This window comes from Pseudomonas guariconensis (assembly GCF_024127895.1).
Classification (GTDB): Bacteria; Pseudomonadota; Gammaproteobacteria; order Pseudomonadales; family Pseudomonadaceae; genus Aquipseudomonas; species Aquipseudomonas guariconensis_B.
The window spans coordinates 125,546-139,798 of record NZ_JAMYBK010000006.1 but is presented as its reverse complement, the minus strand read 5'-3'; the positions used below and the strand labels follow the sequence as shown (position 1 = coordinate 139,798).

The following is a 14,253-nucleotide window of genomic DNA, read 5'->3' as shown; positions in this document are numbered from 1 at the left end:
ATTGGCAGACCCCGTGCGCGCACCTCCTATATATTTGGGGGGCATAAAGAATCCTCAATCGTTGAGATCGATACCAGACATGAATGATCGGTAGACGGACGGTATCCCGATTACGCTGAGCTGCAATCGCTGCGCGGCCACCTCCAGTGCCGCCATCGCCTCGCCGATGCTCGCCTGTGTATATACCTCCTGGCTCTCGAGCGACGCATGGTGCATGCAGCGACGAATGAACTCCTTATCGACGCCAGCGCTGCGGAGTCGCCGGCCATAGGCGTGGCGGTGACCGTGTGGCGTAGTGCCCAGCGCCTTGCTTACCGTGAGCCCAATACGCTCGCACGCTGCAGCATGTGCCTTGTTGTACTGGGTTATCGTGTACATGGCGCCGACAGGCTCTCGGCTCAGGTTGATAAAGGCAAAGGGGTGGTCACGTTCAATACGTGCTACCTGTTCGAGATAACGGAGCCAAAGTTGCAGATACCATTCGCCGTACTCGGGCACGAACCAGTACGCCTGCTTGTAGTAAGCCGCATCGTGGATACCTCCCTTCCAGCCAGCGTGACGGCGATCCATTAAATCGGTTCGGGGTGCGAGACCGAACTGATGGGCAAGATATTCCGCTCGGTTGCCTTTACGTGGACGTCCCCGTTTATCGTGCCAATCGGTAGGCGCGGCACCGTCTGTTGGATGGTGGATGAGTACCTTTGCTTGACGCGAATTGGCAGGATCTGGGAACACATCAGAGACGTAGAGGTGGAAGGGTTCTGACTCCCGGAAGCCTGCACCATGCAGCAGCAATGTGATGAGCATGCCACGATAGTCGTAGCGACCAGCTGTGCAAAATCCCTTGACCAGAAGTTCCTCGAAGCGCTCGTCTGGAAATGCTGGTGGTTCGCCTTTCTCTATTTTGGGTAAGCGCCGACCCCGCACACGGTGACTGGTCTCGGCAGGAGATGCGTTCTCCGCCCAAGTATGCCCAAGGAAAGCCTGGCTGCGCCTGTACACGTAAGCGGCCTCGTCTGTCTGGCGGTCAAAGGCGCTACCCGCATAGCGGGGATTCAACTTGGCCGCTTCAGGTCGGGTCTTCCCGAGCCAATCGAAGAAGTCGGTGAGGTGAGTGATTATGTGTGAAGCATCCTGCGGAGAGCGTGGCGGCCAGCACAGGCCGCTGGGGTCAAGTCTGGTCTCGCGGTCGAAGGTTCCTGTATAGAGTCGTTGGGCGAAGTTCTGGAACAGTAGGTAGGTGTCGTGCTCGACCGGATTGGTTTGCAGGTACTCGAGGAACATCCGCACGGAGCGTGTCACCTTCCGCATCCACGCCAGGCTTCGGTCGTGGCTTCGGGAAAGACAGTAGTCGAGCAATGTCTCCAATACACCCTTGGGCGTAAGCAACGCTGGCAGTTCCGTGTAGGCGCCCGTAGCGTCTGTGTATACACGTGCCTTCACCGTAACAAACATGAGGCGCTCCTACGATGATCTGCGCAGGTTAAATCGCCCATTCGCACCCGTTATCAACGACCTGATGAGTTTCGCTAACCACGATGAGCGCCTTACCGCGATGTACCAAGCAGAAGTTAGATACGAGGTCAGCGTTCACACCCGCTGCTGATATTGTGTTGCCAAGCGTGCCGATCCATACATAGCGCTGGGTTTCGAGGCACGCCAAGTAGTAACCTGTCGGCATAGCATTGCTCCAATCGATGAAGTTGCGATACGCGAAACTGGCCAATGCAAGGCTTCTGACACGACGCTTAGAAGCGTAGATCCCAACTCTTTCCCTTGTGCATAGAACTGAGTCTTAGCTACATACCATGGTAGATTACGGTATGGCTTTCACACGCACCGAGCAAAAAAAACCCCTCAGAGAGGGGTTTTAGGATTGTTTATTGCTGCCAGAATCCGAACTATGTATTCCCCGCTGGGGGGAATAATTTCAAAGGCGGTTTTTTTATTGCATTACGCAGGCAGTGTGGCGTCAGCCCAAGCCACTCAACCCAGCTTCTCGAACTTCAGATCCCACACCCCATGCCCCAGCCGCTCGCCACGGCGTTCGAACTTGGTGATCGGGCGCTCTTGCGGGCGCGGCACATAGGTACCGTCGGCGGCCTGGTTGCGATACCCCGGCGCGGCGCTCATCACCTCCAGCATGTGCTCGGCATAGGGCTCCCAGTCGGTGGCCATGTGGAACACGCCCCCGACCTTGAGCTTGCGCCGCACCAGCTCGGCGAATTCCGGCTGGACGATGCGGCGCTTGTGATGGCGCGCCTTGTGCCAAGGGTCGGGGAAGAACAGCATCAGCCGGTCGAGGCTGTTGTCGGCCACGCAGCGGTTGAGCACCTCGATGGCGTCGCAATCGTACACCCGCAGGTTCTTCAGGCCCTGGGTCAGCACGCCGTTGAGCAGCGCGCCGACACCTGGACGGTGCACCTCGACACCGATGAAGTCCTGTTCAGGCGCGGCAGCGGCCATTTCCAGCAGGGAATGGCCCATGCCGAAGCCGATCTCCAGGGTGCGCGGCGCCGAACGGCCGAACACCTGGTCGTAGTCCACCGGGCTGTCGGCCAGGGGCAGGATGAACAGGGGGCCGCCCTGCTCCAGACCGCGTTGCTGGCCTTCGGTCATGCGCCCGGCACGCATCACGAAGCTCTTGATACGGCGGTGGGGGCGCGCTTCGCCGTCGGTGGTGATCGGCGTTTCTTGCGATTCAGTCATCAGGGGCTCTTACTTGATCAGACCTTCCAGCGGCGACGAGGCGCTGGCATAGAGTTTCTTCGGCATGCGCCCGGCCAGGTAGGCCATGCGACCAGCGACGATGGCATGCTTCATGGCCTCGGCCATCAGCACCGGCTGCTGGGCATGGGCGATGGCCGAGTTCATCAGCACGGCCTCGCAGCCCATCTCCATGGCGATGGTGGCGTCGGAGGCGGTGCCCACGCCGGCATCGACCAGTACCGGGACCTTGGACTCCTCAAGGATGATCTGCAGGTTGTAGGGGTTGCAGATCCCCAGGCCGGTGCCGATCAGGCCAGCCAGCGGCATCACTGCGATGCAGCCGGCCTCGGCCAGTTGGCGGGCGATGATCGGGTCGTCGCTGGTGTAGACCATCACGTCGAAACCGTCCTTGACCAGCACTTCGGCAGCCTTGAGGGTTTCGATCACGTTGGGGAACAGGGTTTTCTGGTCGGCCAGGACTTCCAGCTTGACCAGGTTGTGGCCATCCAGCAGCTCGCGGGCCAGGCGGCAGGTACGCACCGCTTCGGCGGCGTCGTAGCAGCCGGCGGTGTTCGGCAGGATGGTGTAGCGGTCCGGTGGCAGCACGTCGAGCAGGTTCGGCTCGCCCGGATTCTGGCCGATGTTGGTACGGCGCACGGCGACGGTGACGATCTCGGCACCCGAGGCCTCGATGGCCAGGCGGGTCTCTTCCATGTCACGGTACTTGCCGGTACCGACCAGCAGGCGCGACTGGAAAGTGCGCCCGGCCAGGGTGAAGGGCTTGTCGCTACGAACGTTGCTCATCGTTGTTCCTCTGGAAAAGGTTACGGGGCTTGCAGGTGAATCGCCGACGGATCAACCGCCACCGATGGCATGGACCACTTCGACCTGGTCGCCGTCGTTGAGCAGCGTGCTGTCGTGCTGGCTGCGCGGCACGATATCCAGGTTGAGCTCCACCGCTACCCGGCGACCGGCCAGTTCCAGGCGGTTCAGCAGGGCCGCGACGCTCTCGCCATCGGGCAATTCGTAAGGTTCACCGTTCAATTGAATGCGCATGCGCACGGCCACCATTGTTCTTTGGGGGCCCGCATTCTAGCCCCGATCAGCGCTCGAACCCAAGGGCACGAGCGGCCATTAGTCGTGATTGTGGACCACTTGGTCAGCTCAATCGCCACGCCGCCAGCCCCAGGCACAGCCAGCCGGCGAGAAAGCACAGGCCACCGATGGGGGTGATGATGCCAAGCTTGCCCAGGCCACTGGTGGTCAGCACATAGAGGCTACCGGAGAACAGCACGATGCCCACGGCGAACAGACCGCCGGCCCAGCCCACCAGGCGTCCGGGCAAGTGCGTCGACAGCACGGCGACGCCGAGCAGGGCCAGGGCGTGGACCAGTTGATAAGTCACGCCGGTGTGGAAGATCGCCAGGTAATCGGCCGTGAGCCGGCTCTTCAGGCCGTGGGCGGCGAAAGCCCCCAGGGCGACACCAGTGAATCCAAAGAACGCGGCGAGCATCAGGAAGCTGCGAAGCATGGGGACGACTCCTCGGGTGGGGTCTGTATAATGGCCCGCTCCACAGGTTCCGGCCAAGCCATCGCCATGCTGTCATCCCTCATCCGCCGCCTCGTCCGCGCCCTGCTCTGGTTCGCCGCCGGCAGCATCGTGCTGGTCCTGGCGCTGCGCTGGGTACCGCCTCCGGGCACGGCACTGATGGTCGAGCGCAAGGTCCAGTCGTGGATGGCCGGCGAGCCGATCGACCTGCAGCGTGACTGGACGCCCTGGGCGCGGATCTCCGACGAACTGAAGGTCGCGGTCATCGCCGGCGAAGACCAGAAGTTCGCCAGCCACTGGGGCTTCGACATCCCGGCCATCCAGGCGGCCCTCGCCCATAACGAACGCGGCGGCAACCTGCGCGGCGCCAGCACTCTCACCCAACAGGTGGCCAAGAACCTGTTCCTGTGGTCCGGTCGCAGTTGGCTGCGCAAGGGGCTGGAGGCCTGGTTCACCGGGCTGATCGAGCTGTTCTGGTCGAAGGAGCGGATCCTCGAGATCTACCTGAACAGTGCCGAATGGGGGCCAGGTGTGTTCGGCGCCCAGGCGGCCGCACGCTATCACTTCGGCATCGATGCCAGCCGCCTTTCCCGCCAGCAGGCCAGCCAGTTGGCGGCCGTACTGCCCAGCCCGATCAAGTGGAGCGCCAGCCGGCCCAGCGCCTACGTGGCCAGCCGGGCCGGCTGGATCCGCCGGCAAATGAGCCAGTTGGGCGGGGCCAGCTACCTGATGCAGCTGGAGGCATCGCGCAGGCCTTGATACTCCTGCACCACCCTGCCCCTGCCCTGCCTGGCCCTATCGCTGGCAAGCCCCACACATGACCCTGCAATCCATATCATGCGTGATCGACTCGGACCCTGTGGGAGCTGGCTTGCCAGCGATAGGGCCAGTTCAGGCACCTTGAAACGCCAGGCATAAAAAAACCGCCTGCCCATAAGACAAGCGGCTCTATCGATCCAGCCCAGCCGTCGATCAGACCGCGATCAACGCCTTGACCTTGTTCATCGCGTTCTTCTCCAACTGGCGAATACGCTCCGCCGACACGCTGTATTTCTCCGCCAGCTCGTGCAGGGTGGCTTTTTCCTCGGCCAGCCAGCGCTGATAGAGAATGTCGCGGCTGCGCTCGTCCAGGCCTTGCAGGGCATCGTGCAGGTTGCTGGTGGAGTTGTCGCTCCAGTCGGCATCCTCCAGTTGCAGGGCCGGGTCGTAGCGGTGGTCTTCCAGGTAATGCGCTGGCGACTGGAAGGCACTGTCGTCATCGGCTTCGGCAGCTGGGTCGAAGGCCATGTCCTGGCCGCTCAGGCGGCTTTCCATCTCGCGCACTTCGCGAGGCTCGACGCCAAGGCTTTCGGCCACGCGATGGACTTCGTCATTGTTCAGCCAGGCCAGGCGCTTCTTCTGGCTACGCAGGTTGAAGAACAGCTTACGCTGGGCCTTGGTGGTGGCCACCTTGACGATGCGCCAGTTGCGCAGGATGAACTCGTGGATCTCGGCCTTGATCCAGTGCACCGCGAAGGACACCAGACGCACGCCCATTTCCGGGTTGAAACGCTTTACCGCCTTCATCAGGCCGACGTTGCCTTCCTGGATCAGGTCGGCCTGGGCCAAGCCGTAGCCTGCATAGCTACGGGCGATGTGTACGACGAAACGCAGGTGGGCCATCACCATTTGCCGAGCGGCCTCAAGATCCTGCTCGTAGTAGAGACGCTCGGCCAGTTCACGCTCCTGCTCGGCCGTCAGCAGGGGGATGCTGTTGACCGTGTGCACATAGGCTTCCAGGTTTGCACCGGGAACCAGGGCATAAGCAGGTTGCAACGAAGTGGTCATTCAAGAACCTCCGACTCACTGAACTCGTGCCTTTTGGGCACTGCCAACATTGACCGGAAACCAAGAAACAAGTTCCCAGACTGAGAAAAAAGTCAATGCTGGCCAGAAAACATTATCGAGGCGCCAACTCGTTCAAGTGGCGGGCGACCGCGATCCATGCACCGATATACCCCAACAGCACGGCCCCGATCAAGAGCGACAGACCATCGGAACCCGGCACGCCGCCCAGGGCGAAGTCGCTGCCGTACAGCCCGGAGAGCCCTATGACCGCATCGTTCAGCCAGTCCAGGGAGAACGCCAGGATCCCCCAGGCCAGCAACCCCGCGCCCAGGCCGTACAGGGCCCCCATATAGAGGAAGGGGCGGCGCACGTAGCTGTCGGTCCCGCCCACCAGCTTGATCACTTCGATCTCGGTGCGGCGGTTCTCGATGTGCAGGCGAATTGTGTTACCAATTACCAACAGCAGGGCCGAAACCAGAAGCACGGCCAGGCCGAAGACGAAACGGTCACCCAGCTTGAGGATCGCCGCCAGGCGCTCCACCCACACCAGGTCCAACTGCGCCACCTCGACCCGCGGCAGCTCCGACAGACGCTGACGCAGGGCTTCCAGGGCCGGCTTGTCGACCTCGGTCGGGGTCACCACCACCACGCCGGGCAACGGGTTCTCCGGCAGCTCGCGCAGGGCTTCGCCCAGGCCGGACTGCTGCTGGAACTCCTCCAGCGCCTGTTCGCGGCTGACATACTGGGCATCGGCCACGCCAGGCATGCCCTTGATCTCGTCGCGCAAGGCCTCGCCTTCCTTGCCACCGGCGTCGAGCTTGAGGAACAGGGAGATCTGCGCGGCACGTTGCCAAGAACCGCCGAGCTTCTCGACGTTCTTCAGCAGCAGCGACAGCCCCATGGGCATGCTCAGCGCCACCGCCATCACCAGGCAGGTGAAGAAGCTGCCGATCGGCTGCTTGCCCAGGCGCCGCAGGCTGTCGGCCAGACTGGCCCGGTGGCTTTCCAGCCAGGCGTGCAGCAGGGTACGGAAATCTGGGCCGTCGTCGTCGTGACCTGCGCGTTTTTTCGCCGGCTGCGGGTCGGCGGCCTTGGGCGCGACGCGCTCGGAAACCTTCGGCGTACGTGTAGTGCTCATTGCCCGGCCTCCCCATCGCCGATCAGTCGACCGCGCTGCAGGGTCAGCATGCGGTGCCGCATGCGCGCGATCAGCGCCAGGTCATGGCTGGCGATCAATACCGTGGTGCCCAGGCGGTTGATGTCCTCGAACACCCCCATGATCTCCGCGGCCAGGCGCGGATCGAGGTTGCCGGTCGGCTCGTCGGCCAGCAGCAGGGCCGGCTGGTGGACGATGGCGCGGGCGATGCCGACCCGCTGTTGCTGGCCGGTGGACAGGTCGGCCGGGAACAGCTCGCCCTTGTCGGCCAGGGCCACTCGCTCCAGGGCCGAGTCCACCCGTTTGGCGATCTCGGGCTTGGACAGGCCTAGGATCTGCAGCGGCAACGCGACGTTGTTGAACACCGTGCGGTCGAACAGCAACTGGTGGTTCTGGAACACCACGCCGATCTGCCGACGCAGGAACGGGATCTGGGCGTTGCTGATCTGGCCCAGGTCCTGCCCGGCCAACAGCAGCTTGCCGTTGGTCGGACGCTCCATGGCCAGCAGCAGGCGCAGCAGCGTGCTCTTGCCGGCACCGGAGTGGCCGGTGACGAACAGGAACTCGCCCCGGCGCGCCCGGAAGCTCAGTTCGTGCAGGCCGACATGGCCGTTGGGGTAGCGCTTGGCAACCTGTTCGAATCGGATCATGGATGCTCCCGCTCGGCGAACAGAGCCTTGACGAATGGCTCGGCCTCGAAGGTACGCAGGTCGTCGATGCCTTCGCCGACGCCGATGAAGCGGATCGGCAGGGCGAACTGCTTGGCCAGGGCGAAGATCACTCCGCCCTTGGCGGTGCCGTCCAGCTTGGTCAGGGCAAGGCCGGTCAGTTCGACGCTCTGGTTGAAGTACTTGGCCTGGCTGATGGCGTTCTGGCCGGTGCCGGCGTCCAGCACCAGCAGGACCTCGTGGGGTGCCTCGGCATCGAGCTTGCCGATGACCCGGCGCACTTTCTTCAGCTCTTCCATCAGGTTGTCCTTGGTGTGCAGGCGACCGGCGGTATCGGCGATCAGCACGTCGATGCCACGGGCCTTGGCGGCCTGCACGGCGTCGAAGATCACCGAAGCCGAGTCGGCACCGGTGTGCTGGGCGATCACCGGGATCTGGTTACGCTCGCCCCACACCTGCAGTTGCTCCACGGCCGCGGCGCGGAAGGTGTCGCCAGCGGCCAGCATGACCTTCTTGCCTTCGAGCTGCAGTTTCTTGGCCAGCTTGCCGATGGTGGTGGTCTTGCCCGCACCGTTCACACCGACCACGAGGATCACGTACGGCTTGCCCTGCGACTGGATCGTCAGTGGCTGTTCCACAGGGCGCAGCAGGGCGGCCAGCTCCTCCTGCAGCGACTTGTACAGCGCATCGGCGTCGGCCAGCTGCTTGCGAGCCACTTTCTGGGTCAGGTTCTGGACGATGGTCGAGGTGGCCTCCACGCCGACATCGGCGGTGAGCAGGCGTGTCTCGATCTCGTCGAGCAGGTCATCGTCGATGACCTTCTTGCCAAGGAACAGGCTGGCCATGCCCTCGCCGATGCTGGCGCTGGTCTTGGACAGGCCCTGCTTGAGGCGGGCGAAGAAACCGACCTTGGAAGGTTCGGCGGCGACAGCGGGCGCAGCAGCGACCGGCTCGGGGGCAGGCTCGACGGGCGTCGGCGCAGCGTCCGGCGCGGGCACAGGCTCGACAGGCGCCGGCGCAGCGACCGGTACGGGTTCGGGGCGCTCGGTTCGAACCTCAGCCGGCACCGGCTCAGGGGCCGGGCGCTCGGGAATGACAGGGGGGGTCCTGGGCTCCAGGTCTGGGACCAGGGCCACAGGCTCCTCGGCGACTGGCAGGGTCAGGGTGCTGGCAGGCTGGGAGGCGCTGCCCGCCAGCGCTGGCGACGGCGTGGCCTCGTTCGCGGGCAAGCCCGCTCCCACAGGGGCCGCCAGGGCTTGATCCTCGGCGACAGGCAGCACCGGCGCGCCAGCAGGGGGCTGCGGCGCGGCGGCAGGTGCGGACTCGACTGGGGCTGGAGCCACGACCGGCGCCTCGGCGACCGGAGCAGGCTGCTCGACAGGCGCCTGCGGCGCTACCGGCTCAGCAGCCTGAGGCTCAGGGGATTGCGGCTGTTCGGCGACAGCTTGCTGCGGCTTCTTGCGAAACCAGCTGAACAGGCCTTTCTTCTCGCCAGCCTCGGCCGGCGCTTTTTTGTCGTCGTTGGAACCAAACATGGAAGACGGCTATCTCAGGGTAGCGATGGGCCATCAACGGCGCATCGGAAATTCTTGGTAACGCAGAACAGACTCTCTTGGATCCGGCTGGTTCATGCGCAACGTTTTGTCGAAGTGGCCTGTGGGCCAGAACGGCGACAGGCATGGTCGCCAGGCAACCGGATCAGTATCCTAGCACCTCCTGGCCCGCCGACGCTAAGCCAAGCGGGCCGCCGTACAGGTTAACCAACGTATGAATGCTCTAGCCCGCCGCGCCGCTGGTCTGTTGCTCAGCGCGCTCTGCCTGCCGCTCGCGGCCCTCGCCGCCGATCCGCAGCCCACCCACGAGTTCATCCTCGACAACGGCCTGAAGGTGGTCGTGCGCGAAGACCATCGCGCCCCGGTGGTGGTTTCGCAGATCTGGTACAAGGTCGGCTCCAGCTACGAGACCCCGGGCCAGACCGGGTTGTCCCACGCCCTGGAGCACATGATGTTCAAGGGCAGCGCCAAGGTCGGCCCTGGCGAGGCCTCGCGCATCCTGCGCGACCTCGGCGCGCAAGAGAACGCCTTCACCAGCGACGACTACACCGCCTACTACCAGGTCCTCGCCCGCGACCGCCTGCCGGTGGCCCTGGAGCTGGAGGCCGACCGCCTGGCCAGCCTGCGCCTGCCGGCCGACGAGTTCAGCCGCGAGATCGAGGTGATCAAGGAAGAGCGCCGCCTGCGCACCGACGACCAGCCCAATGCCAAGGCCTTCGAGCTGTTCCGCGCCATGGCCTACCCGGCCAGCGGCTACCATACCCCGACCATCGGCTGGATGGCCGACCTCGAGCGCATGAAGGTCGAGGAACTGCGCCACTGGTACGAATCCTGGTACGCGCCGAACAACGCCACCCTGGTGGTGGTCGGCGATGTCAGCGTCGACGAGGTCAAGGGCCTCGCCAACAAGTATTTCGGCGCCATTCCCAAGCGCGCCGTGCCGCCGGCCAAGCTGCCGCTGGAGCTGGCCGAACCCGGCCTGCGCCAGCTGACCCTGCATGTGCGCACCCAGTTGCCAAGCCTGATCTACGGCTTCAACGTACCAGGCCTGGCCACCGCCAAGGACCCACGCAGCGTCCATGCCCTGCGCCTGATCTCCGCCCTGCTCGACGGCGGCTACAGCGCCCGCATGCCAGCCCGCCTGGAGCGCGGCCAGGAGCTGGTGGCCGGCGCCTCGTCCAGCTACAACGCCTTCACCCGTGGCGACAGCCTGTTCCTGGTCTCGGCCACTCCGAACGTACAGAAGCAAAAGACCCTCGCCGACGTCGAGAAAGGCATCTGGCAATTGCTCGACGAACTCAAGACCACGCCGCCCAGCGCCGAGGAGCTCGAGCGCGTGCGCGCCCAGGTGATCGCCGGCCTGGTCTACGACCGTGACTCCATCAGCAGCCAGGCCACCACCATCGGCCAACTGGAAACCGTGGGCCTGTCCTGGAAGCTGATCGACAGCGAACTCGACGAGCTCAAGCGCGTGACCCCGCAGGACATCCAGGACGCCGCCCGCACCTACTTCACCCGCGAACGCCTGAGCGTTGCCCATGTACTGCCCGAGGAGTCCGCCCATGAGTGACCGCAGCGCAACTCGCTACACCCTGTTCGGCCTCGGCATCATCGTGCTGGTGGTGGCCCTGGCCATGGCCTTGGCCCGCCCAGCCCAGTCGGACAACGTGGCACAGGCCGACAGCACCGCCGCCCGTCCGGCCAACACCCTGCAGTCCCTGGCCGAGCTGGACGGCAAGGCGCCCAGCCGGCGCCAGCTGAACATCCAGAGCTGGAATACCGCCGAAGGCGCCCGCGTGCTGTTCGTCGAAGCCCGCGAGCTGCCGATGTTCGACCTGCGCGTGACCTTCGCCGCCGGCAGCAGCCAGGACGGCGACACGCCAGGCCTGGCCACCCTGACCAACGCCATGCTCAACGAAGGCGTGGCCGGCAAGGACGTGACCGCCATCGCCGAAGGCTTCGAAGGCCTGGGGGCGGACTTCGGCAACGGCGCCTACCGCGACATGGCGGTGGCCACCCTGCGCAGCCTAAGTGCCGCCGACAAGCGCGAGCCGGCGCTGAAGCTGTTCGCCGAGGTGGTGGGCAAACCGACCTTCCCGGACGATGCCCTCACGCGCATCAAGAACCAACTGCTGGCAGGCTTCGAGTACGAGAAGCAGAACCCCGGCAAGATCGCCGGCAAGGCGCTGTTCGCCAAGCTGTACGGCGATCATCCCTACGCCCATCCGAGCGACGGCACCGCCGAGAGCATCCCCGGAATCACCCTGGAGCAGTTGCGCGCCTTCCACGCCAAGGCCTATGCGGCCGGCAACGCGGTGATCGCCCTGGTCGGCGACCTCAGCCGCGACGAAGCAGAGGCCATCGCCGCCCAGGTTTCCACTGCCCTGCCCAAGGGCCCGGCCCTGCCCAAGCCGGCCGAGCCTGTCGAGCCCAAGGCGGGCCTGACCCACATCGACTTCCCCTCCAAGCAGACCCACTTGATGCTGGCCGAGCTCGGCATCGACCGCCAGAACCCGGACTGGGCCGCCCTCTCCTTGGGCAACCAGATCCTTGGCGGCGGCGCCTTCGGCACCCGCCTGATGAGCGAGGTCCGCGAGAAACGTGGCCTGACCTATGGCGTCTATTCGGTGTTCAGCCCGATGCAGGTGCGCGGGCCATTCATGATCAACCTGCAGACCCGCGCCGAATTGAGCGAAGGCACCCTCAAGCTGGTCCAGGATATCCTCGCCGACTACCTGGAACATGGCCCGACCCAGCAAGAGCTGGACGACGCCAAGCGCGAACTGGCCGGCAGCTTCCCGCTGTCCAATGCCAGCAACGCCAGTATCGTCGGTCAACTGGGGGCGATAGGCTTCTACAACCTGCCGCTGACCTGGCTCGAGGACTTCATGCAGCAATCCCAGGACCTGACTGTCGAGCAGGTCAAGGCGGCCATGAACAAGCACCTGTCGGCAGACAAGCTGGTGATCGTCACGGCCGGCCCGAAGGTGCCGCAGAAACCGCTGCCACCGCTCACTGACAAACCCGCCGAGCAACCGCTCGGCGTACCGGAGCACTAATGGCCAAGCCATCCAGACCCGCCCACCCGGGCCAAGGGCCCAGCAAGGGCCCGGGCCACCTGCGCATCATCGCCGGCGAGTGGCGCAGCCGCCGCCTGACGGTACCCGAAGGAGACGGCCTGCGCCCGACCCCCGACCGGGTCCGCGAAACCCTGTTCAACTGGCTGGCACCGTATATCGAGGGCGCCCAGGTGCTGGATGCCTTCACCGGCAGCGGGGCGCTGGTCCTGGAGGCCCTGTCGCGTGGAGCCGAGGACGCTGTGGCCCTGGACAGCAACCCGGCAGCGATCGCCAACCTCAAGCACAACCTGGAGGTCTTGCGCTGCCCCCGCGGCCAGATCCTGCAGACCGACGCGCTGCGCTACCTGCAAGGGCCGGCCAAGCAGCGGTTCGACGTGGTATTCCTCGACCCGCCTTTCCATCAGGACTTGCTGGCCAACACCTGCAACCTGCTCGAAGACGGCCAGTGGCTGCGTGAACAGGCCTGGATCTACACCGAGAGCGAAGCTGCGCCCTCTACCCTGCCGATGCCTGGCAACTGGCGCCTGCACCGGGAAAAGAAGACCGGCCAGGTGCACTACGCGCTCTGGCAGCGCGGCTGACGTCCAGCGGCAGGCACGGCTGCGACCAATAGCGCAGGTACAGTGGCGACGATTCATGTCAAGCTAGGCAGGCACAACAGGGGTCACCCAGCATGCCTAGCCTCAACGCCACTTTCCGTCCGGCCACCGGCCTGTCCAACCCCCACCTGCAGACCCTGTGGGGGCCGCTGTGGCGCAAGCTCCCCGACCTGCAGCGCACCCGCGAGCGCCTGTGGCTGGCCGATGGCGACTTCCTCGACCTGGACTGGCATGGCCCACACCAGCCCGCCGCCCCGCTGGTGCTGGTGCTGCACGGCCTGACTGGCTCGTCCGCCTCCCCCTACGTCAAAGGCCTGCAGCAGGCGCTGCAGGCCCGTGGCTGGGCCAGCGTCGCCGTCAACTGGCGCGGTTGCTCCGGCGAGCCGAACCTGCTGCCGCGCAGCTACCACTCCGGCGCCAGCGAAGACCTGGCCGAGACCATTCTCCACCTGCGCGCCCAGCGCCCGCTGGCGCCGCTGTATGCGGTCGGTTATTCGCTGGGCGGCAATGTGCTGCTCAAGTACCTGGGCGAGAGCGGTACGGCCAGCCAGCTGGAGGCCGCGGTGGCGGTGTCGGTGCCGTTTCGCCTGGATCAGTGCGCCGATCGCATCGGCCAGGGTTTTTCCAAGGTCTACCAGGCGCATTTCATGCGCGAGATGCTTGCCTATGTGCAGCAGAAGCAGCGGCACTTTCGCGAGAGCGGCCATCACGAAGGGTTGGCGGCGCTCGAGCGCCTGGGGCCGTTACGCAACCTGCGCACGTTCTGGGATTTCGACGGCAAGGTCACCGCACCGTTGAATGGTTTCAGCGATGCCCATGACTACTACCGGCGCTCGTCGAGCCGCTACTACCTAGGCGAGAACCGGACGCCGACACTGATCATCCACTCCACCGACGACCCGTTCGTGTCCGGCCACAGCCTGCCCGCAGCCAGCGAGTTGGCGGCACAGACGCATCTGGAGCTACATGAGCGAGGCGGGCATGTGGGGTTCGTCGATGGCAGCCTGCGCAATCCGGGGTATTACCTGGAGCGGAGGATTGCGCAGTGGTTGGCGGAGGGCGCCTAGAACAGCCCTGACACCCCACTGCCTGCCAGAACTACCTGCTTTCAC

At 64.8% G+C, this 14,253-nt stretch carries 13 protein-coding genes and 1 pseudogene; 5 read left to right on the top strand and 9 right to left on the bottom strand.

Annotated elements, in window-relative coordinates; all coding sequences use genetic code 11:
- Nucleotides 1-54: 54 nt before the first annotated feature.
- The 5 genes from gmtY to NJF35_RS09825 form a co-directional block, all read right to left on the bottom strand.
- On the bottom strand, nt 55-1,455 hold the full coding sequence (gene gmtY / locus NJF35_RS09845) for a gamma-mobile-trio recombinase GmtY (protein ID WP_253090978.1): 1,401 nt from the start codon (nt 1,453-1,455) through the stop codon (nt 55-57).
- A 531-nt stretch (nt 1,456-1,986) separates the two neighbouring features.
- Nucleotides 1,987-2,709 (bottom strand): tRNA (guanosine(46)-N7)-methyltransferase TrmB, encoded by a 723-nt coding sequence (trmB, locus tag NJF35_RS09840; RefSeq protein ID WP_225787556.1) that lies wholly within the window; start codon nt 2,707-2,709, stop codon nt 1,987-1,989.
- A 9-nt stretch (nt 2,710-2,718) separates the two neighbouring features.
- Nucleotides 2,719-3,513, bottom strand: coding sequence for a thiazole synthase (locus NJF35_RS09835; protein WP_225787557.1), 795 nt, complete (start codon nt 3,511-3,513; stop codon nt 2,719-2,721).
- 51 nt (nt 3,514-3,564) lie between these two features.
- Nucleotides 3,565-3,765: a sulfur carrier protein ThiS gene (thiS, locus tag NJF35_RS09830; RefSeq protein ID WP_225787558.1), complete on the bottom strand. Its 201-nt coding sequence runs from the start codon at nt 3,763-3,765 to the stop codon at nt 3,565-3,567.
- 103 nt (nt 3,766-3,868) lie between these two features.
- Entirely contained in the window at nt 3,869-4,240 is a 372-nt protein-coding gene (locus NJF35_RS09825; RefSeq protein WP_225787559.1) for a DUF423 domain-containing protein, read from the bottom strand.
- A 37-nt stretch (nt 4,241-4,277) separates the two neighbouring features.
- Between NJF35_RS09825 and mtgA the strand changes: the two are divergent.
- Nucleotides 4,278-5,017 (top strand): annotated as a pseudogene (mtgA, locus tag NJF35_RS09820) (monofunctional biosynthetic peptidoglycan transglycosylase); the annotation flags it as partial.
- A 213-nt stretch (nt 5,018-5,230) separates the two neighbouring features.
- Here mtgA and rpoH read toward each other — a convergent pair.
- The 4 genes from rpoH to ftsY all read right to left on the bottom strand — a co-directional run bounded on the left by rpoH (nt 5,231) and on the right by ftsY (nt 9,444).
- Nucleotides 5,231-6,085 carry an RNA polymerase sigma factor RpoH gene (gene rpoH / locus NJF35_RS09815; RefSeq protein ID WP_225787561.1) on the bottom strand — a complete coding sequence of 285 codons (855 nt, stop codon included), beginning with the start codon at nt 6,083-6,085 and terminating at the stop codon, nt 5,231-5,233.
- 112 nt (nt 6,086-6,197) lie between these two features.
- A complete protein-coding gene (gene ftsX, locus NJF35_RS09810; RefSeq protein WP_253079857.1) occupies nt 6,198-7,223 on the bottom strand; it encodes a permease-like cell division protein FtsX in 1,026 nt (341 codons plus the stop codon).
- Nucleotides 7,220-7,891 carry a cell division ATP-binding protein FtsE gene (gene ftsE / locus NJF35_RS09805; RefSeq protein WP_225787563.1) on the bottom strand — a complete coding sequence of 224 codons (672 nt, stop codon included), beginning with the start codon at nt 7,889-7,891 and terminating at the stop codon, nt 7,220-7,222. The genes ftsX and ftsE overlap by 4 nt, the downstream gene beginning before the upstream one ends.
- Complete coding sequence (gene ftsY, locus NJF35_RS09800) at nt 7,888-9,444, bottom strand: signal recognition particle-docking protein FtsY (RefSeq protein WP_225787564.1); 1,557 nt, start codon at nt 9,442-9,444, stop codon at nt 7,888-7,890. The genes ftsE and ftsY overlap by 4 nt, the downstream gene beginning before the upstream one ends.
- 232 nt (nt 9,445-9,676) lie before the next feature.
- Between ftsY and NJF35_RS09795 the strand changes: the two genes are divergently transcribed.
- The 4 genes from NJF35_RS09795 to NJF35_RS09780 all read left to right on the top strand — a co-directional run bounded on the left by NJF35_RS09795 (nt 9,677) and on the right by NJF35_RS09780 (nt 14,208).
- Nucleotides 9,677-11,032 carry a M16 family metallopeptidase gene (locus NJF35_RS09795; RefSeq protein WP_225787565.1) on the top strand — a complete coding sequence of 452 codons (1,356 nt, stop codon included), beginning with the start codon at nt 9,677-9,679 and terminating at the stop codon, nt 11,030-11,032.
- Entirely contained in the window at nt 11,025-12,521 is a 1,497-nt protein-coding gene (locus NJF35_RS09790; protein WP_253090977.1) for a M16 family metallopeptidase, read from the top strand. The genes NJF35_RS09795 and NJF35_RS09790 overlap by 8 nt, the downstream gene beginning before the upstream one ends.
- Complete coding sequence (gene rsmD / locus NJF35_RS09785) at nt 12,521-13,123, top strand: 16S rRNA (guanine(966)-N(2))-methyltransferase RsmD (protein WP_225787567.1); 603 nt, start codon at nt 12,521-12,523, stop codon at nt 13,121-13,123. The genes NJF35_RS09790 and rsmD overlap by 1 nt, the downstream gene beginning before the upstream one ends.
- A 92-nt stretch (nt 13,124-13,215) precedes the next feature.
- A complete protein-coding gene (locus NJF35_RS09780; RefSeq protein ID WP_225787568.1) occupies nt 13,216-14,208 on the top strand; it encodes a hydrolase in 993 nt (330 codons plus the stop codon).
- The last annotated feature ends 45 nt before the right edge of the window (nt 14,209-14,253 follow it).